General features: G+C 61.5%; 16 protein-coding genes. 2 read left to right on the forward strand and 14 right to left on the reverse strand.

From position 1 onward, the window contains the following. Position 1: 1 nt before the first annotated feature. Entirely contained in the window at positions 2-559 is a 558-nt protein-coding gene (gene efp, locus J7I12_RS03165) for an elongation factor P (RefSeq protein WP_118228954.1), read from the reverse strand. A 237-nt stretch (positions 560-796) separates the two neighbouring features. On the opposite strand from efp, the gene yihA reads away from it, so the two are divergent. Next, positions 797-1,429 carry a ribosome biogenesis GTP-binding protein YihA/YsxC gene (yihA, locus tag J7I12_RS03170; protein WP_208360894.1) on the forward strand — a complete coding sequence of 211 codons (633 nt, stop codon included), beginning with the start codon at positions 797-799 and terminating at the stop codon, positions 1,427-1,429. A 527-nt stretch (positions 1,430-1,956) separates the two neighbouring features. Here the strand turns inward: yihA and J7I12_RS03175 are convergent. The 13 genes from J7I12_RS03175 to J7I12_RS03235 form a co-directional block, all read right to left on the reverse strand. Then, entirely contained in the window at positions 1,957-3,423 is a 1,467-nt protein-coding gene (locus J7I12_RS03175) for a cation-efflux pump (RefSeq protein ID WP_118228956.1), read from the reverse strand. Between the two features lie 144 nt (positions 3,424-3,567). Continuing rightward, on the reverse strand, positions 3,568-4,299 hold the full coding sequence (locus J7I12_RS03180) for an outer membrane protein assembly factor BamD (RefSeq protein ID WP_118228957.1): 732 nt from the start codon (positions 4,297-4,299) through the stop codon (positions 3,568-3,570). Beyond that, positions 4,292-5,218, reverse strand: coding sequence for a thioredoxin-disulfide reductase (gene trxB, locus J7I12_RS03185; protein ID WP_118228958.1), 927 nt, complete (start codon positions 5,216-5,218; stop codon positions 4,292-4,294). Before trxB ends, J7I12_RS03180 begins: the two co-directional genes overlap by 8 nt. Next, positions 5,215-5,538: a thioredoxin gene (gene trxA / locus J7I12_RS03190; protein ID WP_118228959.1), complete on the reverse strand. Its 324-nt coding sequence runs from the start codon at positions 5,536-5,538 to the stop codon at positions 5,215-5,217. Before trxA ends, trxB begins: the two co-directional genes overlap by 4 nt. Before the next feature lie 222 nt (positions 5,539-5,760). Continuing rightward, positions 5,761-6,837, reverse strand: coding sequence for a tRNA (adenosine(37)-N6)-threonylcarbamoyltransferase complex transferase subunit TsaD (tsaD, locus tag J7I12_RS03195; protein ID WP_130957707.1), 1,077 nt, complete (start codon positions 6,835-6,837; stop codon positions 5,761-5,763). Between the two features lie 276 nt (positions 6,838-7,113). After that, on the reverse strand, positions 7,114-8,121 hold the full coding sequence (gene fbp / locus J7I12_RS03200) for a class 1 fructose-bisphosphatase (protein ID WP_118228961.1): 1,008 nt from the start codon (positions 8,119-8,121) through the stop codon (positions 7,114-7,116). Between the two features lie 178 nt (positions 8,122-8,299). After that, positions 8,300-9,841, reverse strand: coding sequence for a hypothetical protein (locus J7I12_RS03205; protein WP_208360893.1), 1,542 nt, complete (start codon positions 9,839-9,841; stop codon positions 8,300-8,302). Positions 9,842-9,990: 149 nt separating this feature from the next. Continuing rightward, positions 9,991-11,058: a tetratricopeptide repeat protein gene (locus J7I12_RS03210; RefSeq protein WP_208360891.1), complete on the reverse strand. Its 1,068-nt coding sequence runs from the start codon at positions 11,056-11,058 to the stop codon at positions 9,991-9,993. Continuing rightward, positions 11,055-11,366, reverse strand: coding sequence for an FtsB family cell division protein (locus J7I12_RS03215; protein WP_118228964.1), 312 nt, complete (start codon positions 11,364-11,366; stop codon positions 11,055-11,057). The genes J7I12_RS03210 and J7I12_RS03215 overlap by 4 nt, the downstream gene beginning before the upstream one ends. Next, positions 11,363-11,617: a hypothetical protein gene (locus tag J7I12_RS03220; RefSeq protein ID WP_118228965.1), complete on the reverse strand. Its 255-nt coding sequence runs from the start codon at positions 11,615-11,617 to the stop codon at positions 11,363-11,365. Before J7I12_RS03220 ends, J7I12_RS03215 begins: the two co-directional genes overlap by 4 nt. After that, positions 11,614-12,177 carry a CDP-diacylglycerol--glycerol-3-phosphate 3-phosphatidyltransferase gene (gene pgsA, locus J7I12_RS03225; protein ID WP_118228966.1) on the reverse strand — a complete coding sequence of 188 codons (564 nt, stop codon included), beginning with the start codon at positions 12,175-12,177 and terminating at the stop codon, positions 11,614-11,616. The genes J7I12_RS03220 and pgsA overlap by 4 nt, the downstream gene beginning before the upstream one ends. A 180-nt stretch (positions 12,178-12,357) precedes the next feature. Beyond that, positions 12,358-13,245, reverse strand: a complete 888-nt coding sequence (locus tag J7I12_RS03230; RefSeq protein WP_118228967.1) for an Mrp/NBP35 family ATP-binding protein — start codon at positions 13,243-13,245, stop codon at positions 12,358-12,360. 33 nt (positions 13,246-13,278) lie between these two features. Further along, on the reverse strand, positions 13,279-13,890 hold the full coding sequence (locus J7I12_RS03235) for a protein-L-isoaspartate(D-aspartate) O-methyltransferase (protein ID WP_118228968.1): 612 nt from the start codon (positions 13,888-13,890) through the stop codon (positions 13,279-13,281). A gap of 212 nt (positions 13,891-14,102) precedes the next feature. Here J7I12_RS03235 and J7I12_RS03240 point away from each other — a divergent pair, with 212 nt between their 5' ends. Then, on the forward strand, positions 14,103-15,428 hold the full coding sequence (locus J7I12_RS03240; RefSeq protein ID WP_118228969.1) for a M23 family metallopeptidase: 1,326 nt from the start codon (positions 14,103-14,105) through the stop codon (positions 15,426-15,428). Positions 15,429-15,476: the final 48 nt, after the last annotated feature.

Below are 15,476 nucleotides of genomic sequence, written 5' to 3' on the forward strand. Positions count from 1 at the left end.
ACTATTCCCGACCCAGGTATTCCTTGGTACGGGTGTCCACCTTGATGCGGTCGCCCTCATTGACGAAAATGGGCACCTGAACCGAGATGCCGGTTTCCAGCTTGGCGGCCTTGGTGACGTTGCTCACCGTATCGCCCTTGGCGCCGGGTTCGGTTTCCACCACTTCCAGCACCAGGCTCAGGGGAATATCCACATCCAGCGGATTGCCCTTGTAGAACAGCACGCGACATTCCTGCCCATCCTTAAGGAAGCCTTCCTTGCCGTCCGTGGCGTTGATGTGCATCTGCATCTGTTCGTAGGAGGTCATATCCATGAAAATGAGATTATCGTCTTCGCGATAAAGAAACTGCATGTCGCGGGTTTCCAGATCGGGCTTCTCCACCTTTTCACCGGAACGAAAGGTGATGTCCTGCATACGGCCAGTGAGGATGTTGCGCAGCTTGGTGCGCACCATCGCGCCGCCCTTGCCGGGCTTGAAGTGCTGAAACTCCACAATTTCGTAAGGGGTGCCCTCCACTTCAATCTTCAGGCCCTTGCGGAAATCCGTGGTTGAATACATGGGTTTTCCTCCATAAAAGCGGATTCGGGATGGTGCATCGCGCACACTCCCGGCGCGCGACCGGGCCCATTCGGACCCTGCGCCGCCGGGCAGCCGGGTCAGCCGGCATTTGCCAAGGGGAGCGAGAGCGGCTACCGTAAAGAGCGCTTGCCGCAGGGCAGCGCTGTGAATCCATACTTCTTATCCAACATCAGGCGCTTGTCAAGGCACAGCCTTCAAGCAACACATGAGGTTTGTATGCGCCCTACCCTTGCTCTGGAAGCCACGGTCTACACTCCCGATCAGCTCATGGACCGTCCCGAGGCGCAGATCGCTTTGGCCGGCCGCTCCAATGTGGGCAAATCCTCCCTGCTCAACGCCCTGGCCGGTCGTCGCAAGCTGGCCAAGGTCAGCGCCACGCCGGGCAAGACACGTTCCATCAATTTTTACCGCGTGGAGCCGACGGGCTTTTACCTGGTGGATCTGCCGGGCTACGGCTATGCCCGCGCCAGCCATGCTGAACGAGAAAAGTGGGCCCGCCTCATGGAAAAATACTTTCTGGGCTGCCAGGCCCTGCGTGCTCTGGCCCTGTTGCTGGACTGCCGCCTGCCCCCGCAGCAGCTGGACAAAAACCTGGTGGATTTTGCCCGCACCCACGGCCTGCCCCTGCTGCCCATATTGACCAAGGCCGACAAATGCAACCAGCGCGAACGCGCCGCCCGCCAAAAGGAATGGGAAGCCCTGCTGCCCCGCCGCCCGCTGCTGACGGCCGCCTCCACAGGCCTGGGGCTGGACGAACTGTGGCGCAGCCTTGGTGCGGCGGCAGGCATATCCCCGGCGGACGGCTCTGCAGCTGTGGAAAAAGAGAGCAGACAAGCCTGTCTGGAATAACGCAGTGAGCGCTATCCGCACTGCACGGAGCAGGCCCACCAGGGAATGCTTTCCGCCGGAAACGCCCGCCACGGGGATGCCGGCCCACGTCAGTTGCGCAGCGTCGCGACCAAACCGCAGAGACGCGGCTTTTCTTTGCACAATCCCCATCGCGGCATTGCAACGTTAACATGCTCTGGCGGTTGCGTAAGCAGACGACCGCCGCCTGCCCGCCGTGGCGCGCAAGCGTAGCTGCAGCCGTTGTGCGACGCAGGAGCTTGGCCCATTACAACAAAGGAAGTTACGGGCAAAGACAGCAGCGCTATGTATTTGCTCGGGTAAGCGCCGGAACGAGCGTGCCGTAACCTTTGAGAATACACATTCTCAAAGGCAATCTTCTCTAGAGTATTTAAACACTTGAAATGCTCGCTTACGGCAGGCAAAAGCCTGCCTTCTCGCATTTCGTGGCAAGGATTTTCAAGAAAATCCTTGCAGAGCAATTAACTCATTTCATTCGTAAACTGCTCTAGATGCCAAACTTCCCGGCTTCAGGCCCGGACTCCTCCGGCAGGGGCTTCCGGCTCCATGTGGATGACGATGCGCCCCACCAAGGGCACCGCCGCACGGATGCGCTGCTCCAGACGGTTGCAGACCGTATGGGCCTCTTCTACGCTGAGAGTGCCATTGACGCCGCAGTGAAAGGAAAGACAGACGCCCTGCTCTGGCAGGGTGTAGGTGGCAAAGCGGTGTGGGTTGCTGACCAGCGGCTCCTGTGCCGTGGCCTTGCGGATTTCCTCCCAGGCCATGTCCGCCAGAGGCACGGACACGGCGGCCCCGGCTTCCTGTGCGGCAACGGGATTTTCCGGCTCCAGGTGGCTCAGCACTTCCACGCCGGGCAAGGCTTTGCCTAGGCCCGCTTCAAAGTTCCCCACGCGGGCGTAGGCCTGGGCATAGGGCGTGTCGCCCGGCAACTCCACATGCAGCTCAATGCGTGCGCCCGTATCTGCGTGCAGAATGTGCACATTGTGCACGGCAAGGCCATGCTCTGAGGCCAGCCGCTGCACCAGGGCAAAAGGATCGCCAGCACCCCGCACCTTGGCGGGTTCCACATGTACGGTGACGTCCGCGCCGGGCAGCACCCCAGCCACGGCCACTTCCGCCTCGTGGGCCAGACGGTGCCCATCGGACACACGCAGGCCGGGCGCAACCCCCACGGTAAGGTCCACAAAACTCTGCGGGCCGCTCACGCGCACCCGCGCGCGACGCACTTCAGCTATGCCCGGCACGGCCTGTACGGCCCGGATCACGCCCTGCTGCGCTTCGGCTGAACCGGAATCCATGAGCGTGTTTACCGCCGTGGCGGCCATGTGCAGGCTGGCGCGGAAAATAATGACCGCCACCAGAAGCGCGGCCACGGTGTCGGCCTGCGCCAGCATCCGGTGCAGGGGCTCTGGCAGGCGCAGCGCCGCCGCCAGCCAGACGGCCAGAACGCCGGCCAGCACCACGGCCGAGGACAGAATATCCGTGGAAAAATGCAGGGCGTCGGCCTCCAGGGCCTGACTTTTATAGCGGCGGGCCACCCGGCGCAGGATGCGCACGCGGTTGATATCCACGGCCATGGAAACGGCCATGACGCCCACGCCCCAAAGTGAGGGCGTCACAGGGCTGGCCCCGGCGAGCAGACGCGTCACGCCTTCATGCACCACCCAGACGCAGGTCAGAAAAAGCAGCAAGGTCTGACCCAAAGCAGAGAGGTTTTCCACCTTGCCGTGGCCGTAGGGGTGCCCCTGGTCCGCGGGTTTGGCGGCAATACGCACGGCCAGCAGGGTCATAGCTGCGGCCAGGAGATCCAGGCCGCTGTGCAAGGCCTCGGAAAGAATGCCCAGGCTGTTGGTGGTCAGTCCCACGGCCAGTTTGAGCAGGGTAAGCCCCAACGCGGCCAGCAGGGAAACCACTGCGGCTTTTTGTTTTTCGTTGCTTTCTGATGTGGGTACAGGGGCTGGTGCGGTTGCCATGCCGCTCTCGTACTGTTCCGGTCCGTGTGCAGGCCCGGTTGCGCGACCACCTTTTCCCGGCGGGCACACCCAGCCGGGAAAAGGTGGTCGGATTTTCAGACGCGCCCCACAAGCCACGACCGTGCGTGCCGGGGTGCTAAAACGCTACAGCCAGGTGAACCATTCTTTCCAGGAGCCCTGGCGTTTTTCCCGCGTGAGTCTGGCCTGGTCTTCACGATAGTTGTGGTAGGCGGCCAAACTTTTTTCCTTGGCGTGCTCGGCTACTTCCGGAACATCTTTGAAGCTGTTGACGATGTAGTCGTAGCGACGCCAGGCAGGACCATATTTCTTCATGTGCCAGAACACGTCCGCAATATACAGCTCGTGTTCGGCCATGAGCTTGCGGCAGGCAATCATGTTCTCCTGCGCACTCTTGACGTACGGCGAGTCGGGGAAGGTCTGACACAGTCGGTTGAAGTATTCGTAGGCGGCTTCCAGCTCTGTGGTGGCCCGATCGATGGAATGGAACTGCTTCATAAGGGACATGCCCGTCTGGTAGAGCACATAGGGTATGGCCTCATGCCGGGGGTGCAACGATTCGAAATCCTTGTACGTTTCTGACGCGAGCGCATACTCCTCGTCCAGATAGTAGGCGTCTGCCAATGAAAGCTCAGCGTCTACAGTATAGGGACTAAAGGGGTAGTTATCGCGCAGTTTGTTGTACAGTTCCACGGCGCGCACATAGTTTTTTTCACTCATGGCGTCGTTGGCGGCTTCAAAAATCTCCTGCGCGGTGTCTTCAGCCGGCGGCAGATAGATGAGGTCTATGATGCCGCAACCTGAAACGGCGAACATGCAGACAGCCAACACAAAAGAGCGGAGCAGTTTTTTAGGCATGGAGTTGTTCCATGAGAACAAACGCCGCCTGGGCGGCCGTTGCACCGTCACCGGCGGCGGTGATCACCTGACGGCAAAGTTTGGAACGGATGTCGCCCGCCGCGAAAATACCAGGAATATTGGTGCGCATTTCTGTATCGGTGATGATGAAGCCCTGCTCGTCCTTGGCCAGATCTGCCGGCAAAAAGCCTGTGGACGGGGAAAAACCCACATACACAAACAGGCCGTTCACGGGCAGCAGGGTTTCTTCGCCGCTTTTGAGATTTTTAACCGTCAGGCCGGTAAGCTCTTTTTCGCCGTGCAGGGCGGTGACCACACTGCTGCGCAAGAGGGTGATCTTGTCGCTTTGTTCGGTCAGCTTGTCCTGATAAATTTTACGCGCCCGGAATTCGTCGCGCCGGTGGATGAGATAGAGCTTGCTCACCAGTTTGGACAGATACAGGGATTCTTCCAGCGCGGCATTGCCGCCGCCCACCACGGCTACAGTCTGGTTGCGAAAGAAGTTGCCGTCGCACAACGCGCAGTAGGAAACCCCACGCCCGCGCAAGCGGTCCTCGCCTTCCAGGCCCAGCTTCCGGTGGTGTGCGCCGGAGCAGACGACAACGGTTCTGGCCCCGTATTCCACACCGCCCGCCCGCACCACAAACTGCCCTGCCGATCCACTGACGGATTCCACCGCAGCGGCGGGCCGGTCAATGGCCAGGCCTTCGAGATGTGCGGCAAACAGGTCCGCCAGCTCGTAGCCCTTGATGCCCTTGGGAAAGCCGGGATAATTGTCCATGGCTTCCGTCTGCAGAATCTGACCGCCGGGGGCCAGCTGCTCCGGCATGAGCACGGAGCAGCCGGACCGCGCCAGATACATGGCCGCAGTTATGCCGGCGGGACCACCGCCGATGACAACGGCGTCGTAAGACTTCATGCCAGAGCCTTTGTATCCAGCAGATCCTTCATGGCGGCCTTGGTGACGGCCCCGGTGATCTGCTCCAGCGTCTCGCCGTTTTTGAAAAGGACCAGCGTGGGGATGGCCCGGATGCCGAACTTGGTGGGCGTGGCGGGATTTTCGTCCACATTCATCTTAACGATGCGCACCTTGCCGGCGTATTCCCCAGCGAGTTCATCAATGATGGGCCCTACCGCACGGCAGGGGCCGCACCAGGGAGCCCAAAAATCCAACAGCACGGGCAGGTCGGATTTAAGAACAACGCTTTCAAAGGTGGCGTCAGTGACCTGTTCAGCCATAACATTCTCCTTACGTTGTTTTTTGGCGCATGGCGCCAGAAGCGCCCGTTCGCCGGTCGGAGCCCCGGAAACTTTGGGGGCGCTTTTGTACTGAGTGAGAGTAGATATCAACGTGCCACCTGTCAAGCCAATCTCACAGAACCGCACAACAGGACGACAACCATTTCGGAGTGTTCGACTCGTCTATAGGCGGGACGCCCCTCCCCTGCCGGCTGCCCCGCCCTACTGCGGACACGCGCCCCACGCCGTCTGCAACATATCGTCGGGCAGGGCCTTGCCCCGAGGAATGGCCTCCATGCGCAGGTCGTGATAAAAGCCTTCCCGGCCCAACAGCCAGCCCGCATGGGCAATCATGGCGGCGTTGTCCGTGCAGAGCTGCGGCCCCGGCACAAGCGCCCTGCCCCCTCGCCGCTGCATCAGCGCGCACACCCGCTCCCGCAGCAGACTGTTGGCCGCCACACCGCCGGCCAGCACCAGGGTGCGCAGATCGGGCTGACGGTCCAGGGCGCGCTCGGCCTTGGCGCAGAGCGTGTCCACCACCGCAAGATTGAAGGAAGCGCAGCAGTCCTTGAGCGCCTGTGGCGCGTCCTCCGTGCGCGTTAACGGACGCGGCCAGACCATGCCTGCCAGATGCGCTGCCGCGTGGACGGCCACGGCCGTCTTCAGCCCGCTGAAACTGAAATCAAGGTTGTCGTTGTCCAGATACGGCCGGGGAAAAAGCCGCGGATCAGCCCTGCCCTCGCGGGCCAGGGCGTCCAGCAGCCGCCCGCCGGGATAGGACAGGCCCAAGACTTTGCCTACCTTGTCAAAGGCTTCGCCGGCGGCGTCGTCCAACGTGCGCCCCAGCAGACGCAGCCGCCACGGGGCCTCCATGCGGTATAAATGGGTATGCCCGCCAGAAACCAGAAGCCCCAGAGCAGGGAAGGCTATTGCCTCTTCCAGTCCCGCTGCCAGCAGGTGGGCATGCAGATGGTTGACGCCCAAAAAACGCGAACCCAAGCCCAGCGCCAACCCCTTGGCAAAGGCCACCCCCACCAACAGGCTGCCCAGAAGCCCCGGTCCCCGCGCCACGGCCACCAGATCCAGGTCTGCGGCCTGCCGTCCGCTGCGGCGCAGCAACACATCCAGCAAAGGCCCCATGTACCGGCAGTGCTCCCGCGAGGCCAGTTCCGGCACCACGCCCCCGAACAGGGCGTGCACGTCCGCTTGGCTGGCCAGCACTGCGTCCAACAGTCGGCCGTCCTCCACCAAGGCTAGAGCGGTTTCGTCACACGAGCTCTCTATGCCAAGACACAACATGCAGCCTCCACAGGCGACAGACAAAATGAAGGGCGCGTTTTTCTCAGGGAAAGAACTTTTAGGGCGCTGCTGCCGTTGCCCATACCATCCTTTGCCGTAACGGGCGAGGCTGGCCAAAAGTTCCCGTCCCTTCACGCCCCCTTTACTATGCTTTTTTTTGCAATTCCACGGCTGGCGCACACAGAACACGGCAGAGCCTGCACCGCACAGGCCAGTTTATTGGCGTGACCAAGCGCCCCTGGGCGGGGCGCTTGTCTGCCTTGGGAAAGGCCTTTGCTACCCCTGGGCGTACCGGGCGTAGATGCGCTCCACGGCGGTGACGTCGTTGGCGGAACCGATGAAGAGCGGCGTGCGCGCGTGCAGCCGGTCGGGCTGTTTTTCCAGAATGCGCCCCTTGCCGTCACTGGCCTTGCCTCCGGCCTGTTCCGCCAGAAAAGCCAGCGGATTTGCCTCACACATGAGGCGCAGCTTGCCTTGCGGTTTTTTGTGGTCAGAAGGATAGAGGTAGATGCCGCCATAGATCAGCGTGCGGTGAAAATCCGCCACCAGTGCGCCCACATAACGCGCGGAATAGGAGGTGCCGTCCGGGGTTTCGCAGTTGTGGAACCACTGCAGCACCTCGCGAGTGGGTTCATCCCAATTCTTCCAGTTGCCTTCGTTGACAGAATAAATGCGACCCTGTTCGGGAATGCGCATATTGGGATGAGAAAGCAGAAATTCGCCCACGCCGGGGTCCAGGGTAAAGCCGTGCACGCCCTGCCCCGTGCTGAGCACCAGCATGGTAGAGGGACCGTACAGAATATAGCCCGCCCCCACCTGCTGACAACCGGGCTGCAGCACTTCTTCAAGCGTCACTTCACCAGTGTGCCCTTCGGGCCTGCGCAGGATGGAAAAAATGGTGCCCACATTGATGTTGACGTCGATATTGGACGAACCATCCAGGGGATCGAATATCAAAATATAGTCCCCGCGCGGAAACTCCGGGCTCACGCGGACCAGCTCCGCTTCTTCCTCGGAACTCATGGCGCAGAGCGCGCCGCAGCGCTCCATGCGGTAGAGCATAATGCGGTTGGCGATGGCGTCCATTTTTTGCACGTTTTCGCCCTGCACGTTCACTTCGCCCGTGCCGCCCAGAATATCCAGCAGCCCGGCCTTATTAATGCGGCGAGAAATGCTCTTGCCGGAAAGGATCAGGTCGTAAAGCAGGCCCGTAAACTGGCCCGTGGCCTGCGGGCTGCGCTTCTGGTGCAGCAGCAGATGCTCGGTAACCGTAATATCGGCCATAAAGGACTCCTTTTTCTCACAGCCGTGGAAGACACGGGCAGAGAATGATCGGAGAAAAAATTTGCAGTGGGCCGCGCCCAACCTGCGTCAGGAATTTGCCTTTCCGCAACAAAGGCGAAATGGATTTCCCAACCGGCCCCGCCCCACCAATCGGTGCTCGTGGGACGGGGCCGCGGGATCAGTTCTTAGGACCAAAGGGGCTGGGACGTCCACCCGGCAAGATAGCCGGCGACTCCTGGCCGGCGGAAGCATCGTTTTCGGGGGCGGTTTCCGCCTGCTTGGCCGGAGCCTGCGGTGCGGCAGAAGTTGCCGAAGCCGCTTTCTGCGTTGCGGTCGCCGGGCTTGCGGGGGCCGCACTGTCAGCCGGTGGCGTGGTCGTGCCGCCTTGCGGCGCCGCTTTTGCGGATGCTGCGGCCGGGGCGGCGTCCTGACCTGCAGGCGTTGCGCTTGTGGCCGCCGGACTGGCCTCGCCGGGCTGCGGTGCGTCGTCATGCGGGCCAAAGGGGCTGGGGCGTCCGCCGGGCAGTGTGGGCATCTCCAGGTCTTCATCCAGGTTCAGGCCCTTGGCTGGCGGCAGCTTGGGTTGGGGCTTGGGCGCGGGCCGCACTCTGGGCCGCTCCACCCGTTCCACAGGCGTATTCTCGCCTTCCAGCTGCCGCTCGCGCACCTTGGCTTTTTCTGCCTGGCGCTGTTTTTTGAGCAGCACGCTGTCGTGGCTGCCGGGCTGAATATCATTGGTATTGGCGGGCTGGCCCTTGGGCGCGCCTTCGGGCTGGGCGGCCGGTTCACCGTCCGGAGCGGGCTGGGCGGCGCTGGGCAAAGCCAAGCTCTGGCTCAGGTCCGTTTTATTTTTACGTTCCGGCATGGGCGGGGGCGGCAGTTTCTCCCGCTCCTTGGGGAAGAAGGCCAAGCCCTGCCCCACATCACCGGAACCCTTGGGGAAATTGCCTGACTGGGGCACGGCAAACACCAAAGGCACGTTCCCCAGGTAGCGGACCATGTAATAGAAGACGCCCGTGGCGTTGGTGCAGGTGCCGGAAGAGCTTTTGGTGACCACTTCATCCCAGTTGACGCTGGCCAGGGGGGTGGCGGCAAAATCGTATTTGCCGGGCCAGAGCAGCGCCTGCGGCGAGAGGATGACCATGTCTTCCGGGCTTTGCGAGTATTGCAGGAGGGTGCGCATGTCGAAATAGGCTGCCACCACGCCCAGAAAATCCGTACCGTCGTACAGGGGGGCCGCCAGCAGCACTTCCGGTCCCAGCGGGGTGTTCTGCACATCAGCCCGCAGGGCTCTGGTGCTCTGCTTCTTGTCTTCATACAGAAGAGGGATGAAATCCACCTGCTTCAGCGGCGTGGCCGGTTCCTGTCCCAGGATGGTGCCGTCGTATTTGACGCCGGCAAAGCCGTCCAGCCAGGGGAAAGAAGCAAAAAGGTTGTTCACCCATTCCCGCGTGGGGGGCTTGTCGGCATTCATCATGACCCGCTCCAACTTGGAAAGCTCCAGGTCCAGCCCCATCATGCTGTGGGTCAGGGCCAGAGCCTGAGGCGAAAGCGTGCCTTTTTCACTATAATCCACCGAAGCCGGCGGGCTCACATAGGTATTCCAAAAGCCCTTGGTGCTTTTCCAGATATTCTTGGTAGGCTGGTATGAGCTGCACCCGGTGAGGTACAGAACCGCCACCAGCAGCAGCGAAAAATACCGCGCGTAGGATTTCAACACCGTGTTTACTCCCAGGTAAGAACAGATGACGCACGGGCCAACGCAAAGACGCGGACCCGAGGCGCGATGGTCACCTCGCGCTGGTTGTGTGCGTAGTGCAACACGTCAGACCGCCACGCAAAAGGGTCGGCCCTCGCGGCAACAGCCTTTCAGCCGTGCGCCCGGGCTTCCACCCGCCCGGCCAGGGCCTCAAGCATGGTGATAAGTTTCTCTTTACCGCCGGCGCTCGGAGCCGGATCAGCTGCCGGCGCGGACGCTGTGGGGCCGCCGCCCAGGCGCGCGCTGAGCGTGGATATGCGCTGGCGCAGGTCGGCGATTTCCTCCGGGTCCACAGCCGCAGCGGCCAATTCGTGATAAATGTCCAGCGCGCCCTTGATGTCGCCCTGTTCGGCCAGCACTTCGGCCATGGAACGGGTGCGCAGCGAAAAAGCCTCTTCACCGCCGGCAGTCTGCTCCACGGTGGGCCCGGGAGCGACCGGAGGCCGGGGGGCTGCGGCGTCGGAATCCGTTGCCGCGGCCTCGGGCGCAGATGCGGCAGAAGGAAGCGCGGCGGCCTCAAGGGTATCGAGGCCCGGCAGTTCGCTTTCGTCCGCCATGGCCGCATCCGGGTCAAAACGGGCAAAGCTGTCATCTTCCAACGGCACCGGCGCGCTGATGTCCTCGGCTACGGCCGCTGCTGTGGGGGTGACGGTCGGACTGGGCACGCACTCCGACATCCGGGATGCGGTGGGGGAAGGCCCGGCAGCGGCCTTCGCCGTAGAAGAAACGGCCGGAGCCGTGGGCCTGGCGGTGGAAGGCTGGTCCGCCTCGGCCCAGTAGCTGGCCACCCCGCGCTCCACCACCAGGTGCAGCGGCACGGGGCCGCGCGCAAAATAGAGCGCCAGAAACTGCAGAGCGGCCGCCGTATCCGGGGCGGCCTCACGGGTAGCTGCGCAGGCCGCGAAAGCCCGCCAAAAGCCCGCATGGGCGGAAAACACCTGGCCCAGACGGTCCAGTTGCGCCGTGCAGGCCGTGTCCTGCCCGAGCTGATGCAGAAGCTCCACCAAAAAAAGGCGCGCTTCAAGAAATTCTTCATGCCGGGCAAGTCCCTGCTCCAGGGTGGCCACGGCCTCGTCCGTGCGCCCGGCTTCGGCCAGCAGGCGGGACAAAGGATAAAAGACCTTGGAGTTGGGCTCCAGTTCCAAGACTTCTTTATACCAATCGATTTTTTCCGTCATGGCTTGGGCTCCTGCTCCGGCCTGTCCGCGCCGTCAAAAAGGTAGAGCACTTCATTGTCACGCACGTAGTGCAGGCGTTGGCGGATGACCTTTTCCACATACTGGTTGTCCGCCTGCAACAGGCGTATTTCACGGCTGATGGCCATGTTTCCGGCATCCAGATCAGCGATGCGCCTTTCCATATCCGCATACTGGCGCTTCAGTTCGCGGTATTCCAGAAGCCCTGTGGGGCCCCAGACCATACGGCCGAAAAGCACCAGATTGATAAGCGCCAGGACCACAAGAATAACAGTGCGCCAGAAGGTCATTGCAGTATCCTTCCGTTTCTGGGCGGGCAGCGGCGGGTGCGGCGCAACTCCGCCAGCAGGGTTGTGGTGGCGGTTTCCAGGCGGCGCACGTCATCCTCGGCCAGGTCCATCTGGTCTACCTGCCGCAGATATTGACGCAAGGTGCGCAGCTCTGCGTCGAAGCAGCGCCCCCAGCGGCCCGAGCGCATATCCGGCTCCAACTCCAGGATAGTTTGCAGGCAATTTTTAAGACGCAGCTGCAAAGTGCTCATAGACGTGTTTCATCGGCCTGCCCGGCACAGGCCCGGCGGTAAAAATTGTAACAGTAATTGAAGCCGGAGCCCACAGCCAGCAACATGGCCGCGTACAGCAGGACAAGCCCCACCATGTGCAGATCATAGCCCCAGAGCGGATAGTGCAGCGTCAACGGCACCACGGCCAGAATCTGCAGCACGGTCTTGACCTTGCCCAGATAGTCCGCCGCCAGCACTATGCCTTCGTCAATGGCAATGGCCCGAAGGCCGGTGACCACCAGCTCGCGGCAGACAATAACGATGACCACCCAGGCCGGCGCCCAAGCCAGCTTCACAAACATGATCAGTATGGAACAGATAAGCACCTTGTCTGCCAGCGGATCCAGAAACTTGCCCATACTGGTGACCGTATTGGAGCGCCGGGCAATATAGCCGTCGGCCCAGTCGGTGATCGAGGCAAAAATAAAAGCCAAGGCCGCCAGTATGCAGGTGACCGGGCCTTCAAAATAAAGCAAGATGACCACCAGAGGGGCCATGAGGATTCGTAACAGCGTGATTTTGTTTGCGAGGTTAAGCATCATTCCTCGAATTCGGTCCAAACAGATTTTTTACTGGGTAGCACAAAACGGGGCGCGAGAAAAGAAGAAAAAAATGCCCCCGCGGGCTGGACGTCCGTCGGGGGCGTGCAAGGAATGCTGCGACAATGCGTCTGCCCACTGCCGGGGGCTCACAACGGCAACTGCGCAGATCGCCGGGCGCTACTTGGCGTCGGCCGCAGCGGCAATGGCGTCGGCCAGGTGAGCAAAGGCGGTTTTGGCGGCGCATTCGCCTTCCAGAGAAACCACGGGCACACCCCTGTCCGCAGAGACCACCGAGGCCGGGTCCAGAGGAATGGCCCCCAGAAAACGGAGCCCGTAGCGCTTGGCCAGTTCCTCCCCGCCGCCCTTTTTGAACAGGTCAATTTCCTGATGGCAGTGGGGGCAGATAAGGCCGCTCATGTTTTCCACCACGCCCAGCACCGTGGCGTTGGCATACTGCAAAAAATTGATGGCCTTGCGCACGTCGGCCAGCGAAATCTCCTGCGGGGTGGTAACCACCACGCAGAGCGCATCCGGAATGGACTGCAGCACGGTCATGTGCTCGTCGCCGGTGCCTGGGGGCGAATCAATCAGCAGAAAGTCCAGTTCGCCCCACTGCACGTCAGAGATAAACTGTCGGATAGCGGCGGTTTTTTTGGGTCCGCGCCACAGAACGGCCTGGTCTTTGTCCTGCAGCAGAGTATCCATGGAAATGACGGCAAGATTTTCGTCATAGGCTGCGGGCAGCAGTGCGTGGGTGGTTTCGTCCATCTCCACGGTGCTGGTGAGGCCCAGCAGGTTGGGCACGCTGGGGCCGTGGATGTCCACATCCAGAATGCCCACCTTGTAGCCCTTGTGCGCCAGGGCTGCGGCCGTATTGACAGTAACGGAGCTTTTGCCCACGCCGCCCTTGCCGCTCATAACAAAAATCTTGTGGCGGATGTGGCCGAGCCGTGCGGCGATGGCCTTGTCCTGCTGGGCCATGGGGTTGCCGCAGTTGCCGTCTCCCCCCTTGGTCGTGGCGCTGGAACAGCCGCCCGCCTGGGAACAGGATGCACACGAAGCCATGACGTCTCCTCTTATTGCGGCGGCGGCGCAGGCTTACCAGCCGTGGTCGCCCACCAGATCCACAAAAATGACCGGCCCCAGGTCTTCACGGCTTACGCGGCCCTGCGTTTTGCGCAGGCGCAGCAGGCGTTGGGTGCGGGGCCGGGAGCCCACAGGGATGAGCAAAATGCCCCCCTCGTCGAGCTGGTCCACCAGCGGCGGAGGCACTTCGGGCCCGCCCGCTGTAACAATGATGCGGTCAAAAGGCGCGGCTTCGGGCACGCCCAGCGTGCCGTCGCGCCTTTGCATATGAATACTGCGAAGCCCCAGTTGCCGCAAGAGCGGCGCAGTGCTTTGATAAAGCTCACGCAGGCGCTCCACTGTAAAAACCACGCAGCCCATGCTGGCCAGCACCGCCGCCTGATAGCCCGAACCCGTGCCTATTTCCAGCACGCGCATGCCCCGGCGCGCCTCCAGCAGCTGGCTCATGAGCGCAACAATATAGGGCTGCGAAATGGTTTGGCCGTAGCCTATGGGCAGGGGCGTATCCTCATAGGCCTGGGCCCGCAGGGCCTCCTGCACAAAAAGATGACGCGGCACGCTGCCCATGGCTGCAAGCACGCCGCAATCCGTAATGCCGCGAGCCTCCAGCTGTTCACGCACCATGCGCTGACGCAGGCGTCGAGGGTCCACCCTGGTTTGAGGAACCCGCCTTTCACCGCCTGTAAAACTACCGTCATTCATATGGCGGAAGTGAAACCAGATTTTGTCCCGCAAGTCAATGCGGTACGGGCGTGTTATGAAAACTTCCAGACTTTTCCTTGAAAACAGCTTCGCTTTGTGCAAGGCTTACCGGGGTAGCAAGAGCAGGAGTAGATATGCGCAAACGAAACATGCTTTCGACAATACTGGGGTTTATCGTACTGGCCGTTCTGGCGGCCGGCGGATATGTTTTTTTTAAAGATCTGGACGGGCCGCAGGTTGTTGTACAGCCGCAGACAGGCCGGGTGTCGCCCGCCAGCGTGATCAAGATCGCCATGAAGGATGCTTCGGGCATCCGCGCCGTCACGGTGGGCGTGCGTAAAAACAATACGCTGAACACCATCTTCAGCAAGCATTTTGAAAAATATCTGCCGGAACGCACGGTGGAGGTGCCCCTTGCCGGCGCCAACCTGCACGAAGGCGCTTTTGATCTGGAAATCCGCGCCACTGACGGCTCGTTGGCCGGTTTCGGCCAGGGCAACACCCGCACCGTACAGATGGCCATGCGCCTGGATACCCAGCCGCCGCGCATTTCTGTCAAAACGCTGCCCCCCAACGTGCGACGGGGCGGCGCCGCCGTAGTGCGCTATACTGTTGATGAAGACGTGAGCGACAGCGGCGTGCTGGTGGCGGGCTATTTTGTGCCCGGCTACCAGCAAAAAGACGGCAGTTACATCTGCTTTTTCCCCTATCCCTACACCATGCCCGCCCGCGAATACAAAAACAGCGTAGAAATCACCGCCACAGACCTGGCCGGCAACGTGACCAAAAGCCGTCTTACAGTCATGGCTTACGAACGCACCTTCAAAAGTGACAGCCTGGAGCTCAGCGACAACTTCCTCATGAGCGTGCAGAACAAACTGCAACACCTGGCCCCGCAGGTTGCCAACCCCCTGGACTGCTACCTCTATATCAACAACAATGTGCGTGCGGCCAATGCCCAGACCCTGCGCGAAATCGGCAAAAACACCGCCGCCGCCATGCTCTGGAGCGGCGCTTTTGCCAGGCTGCCGCGTTCCGCTGCCCGGGCGGGCTTTGCCGACCACCGATTTTACAATTACCAGGGCAAGCTGGTGGGCGAATCCTACCACCTGGGCTTTGACCTGGCTTCTGTCCGCAACGCCGAGGTGCCGGCGGCCAACAGCGGGCGCGTAGTCTTTACGGGCGAGCTGGGCATCTACGGCAACCTGGTGGTCATTGATCACGGCTTGGGGCTCATGTCGCTCTACTCTCACCTCAGCGACATCCAGGTCAAGGTGGGCGATGTGGTACAGAAAGGACAGACCATTGCCCACACGGGCAGCACGGGCCTGGCCTTCGGCGACCATCTGCACTTCGGTATTCTGGTGGGTGGTGTGGAAGTCACTCCTTTGGAGTGGCTGGACCCCAAGTGGATCCGCGACAACATCACTGGCCGTCTGGACGCCTCCAATGCCCCATAGGGCAACTTATTGCAGTAAAAGACCATGACAACGCGGCCCCCGCAGCAG

This window comes from Desulfovibrio diazotrophicus (assembly GCF_902498985.2).
Lineage (GTDB): Bacteria > Desulfobacterota > Desulfovibrionia > Desulfovibrionales > Desulfovibrionaceae > Desulfovibrio > Desulfovibrio legallii.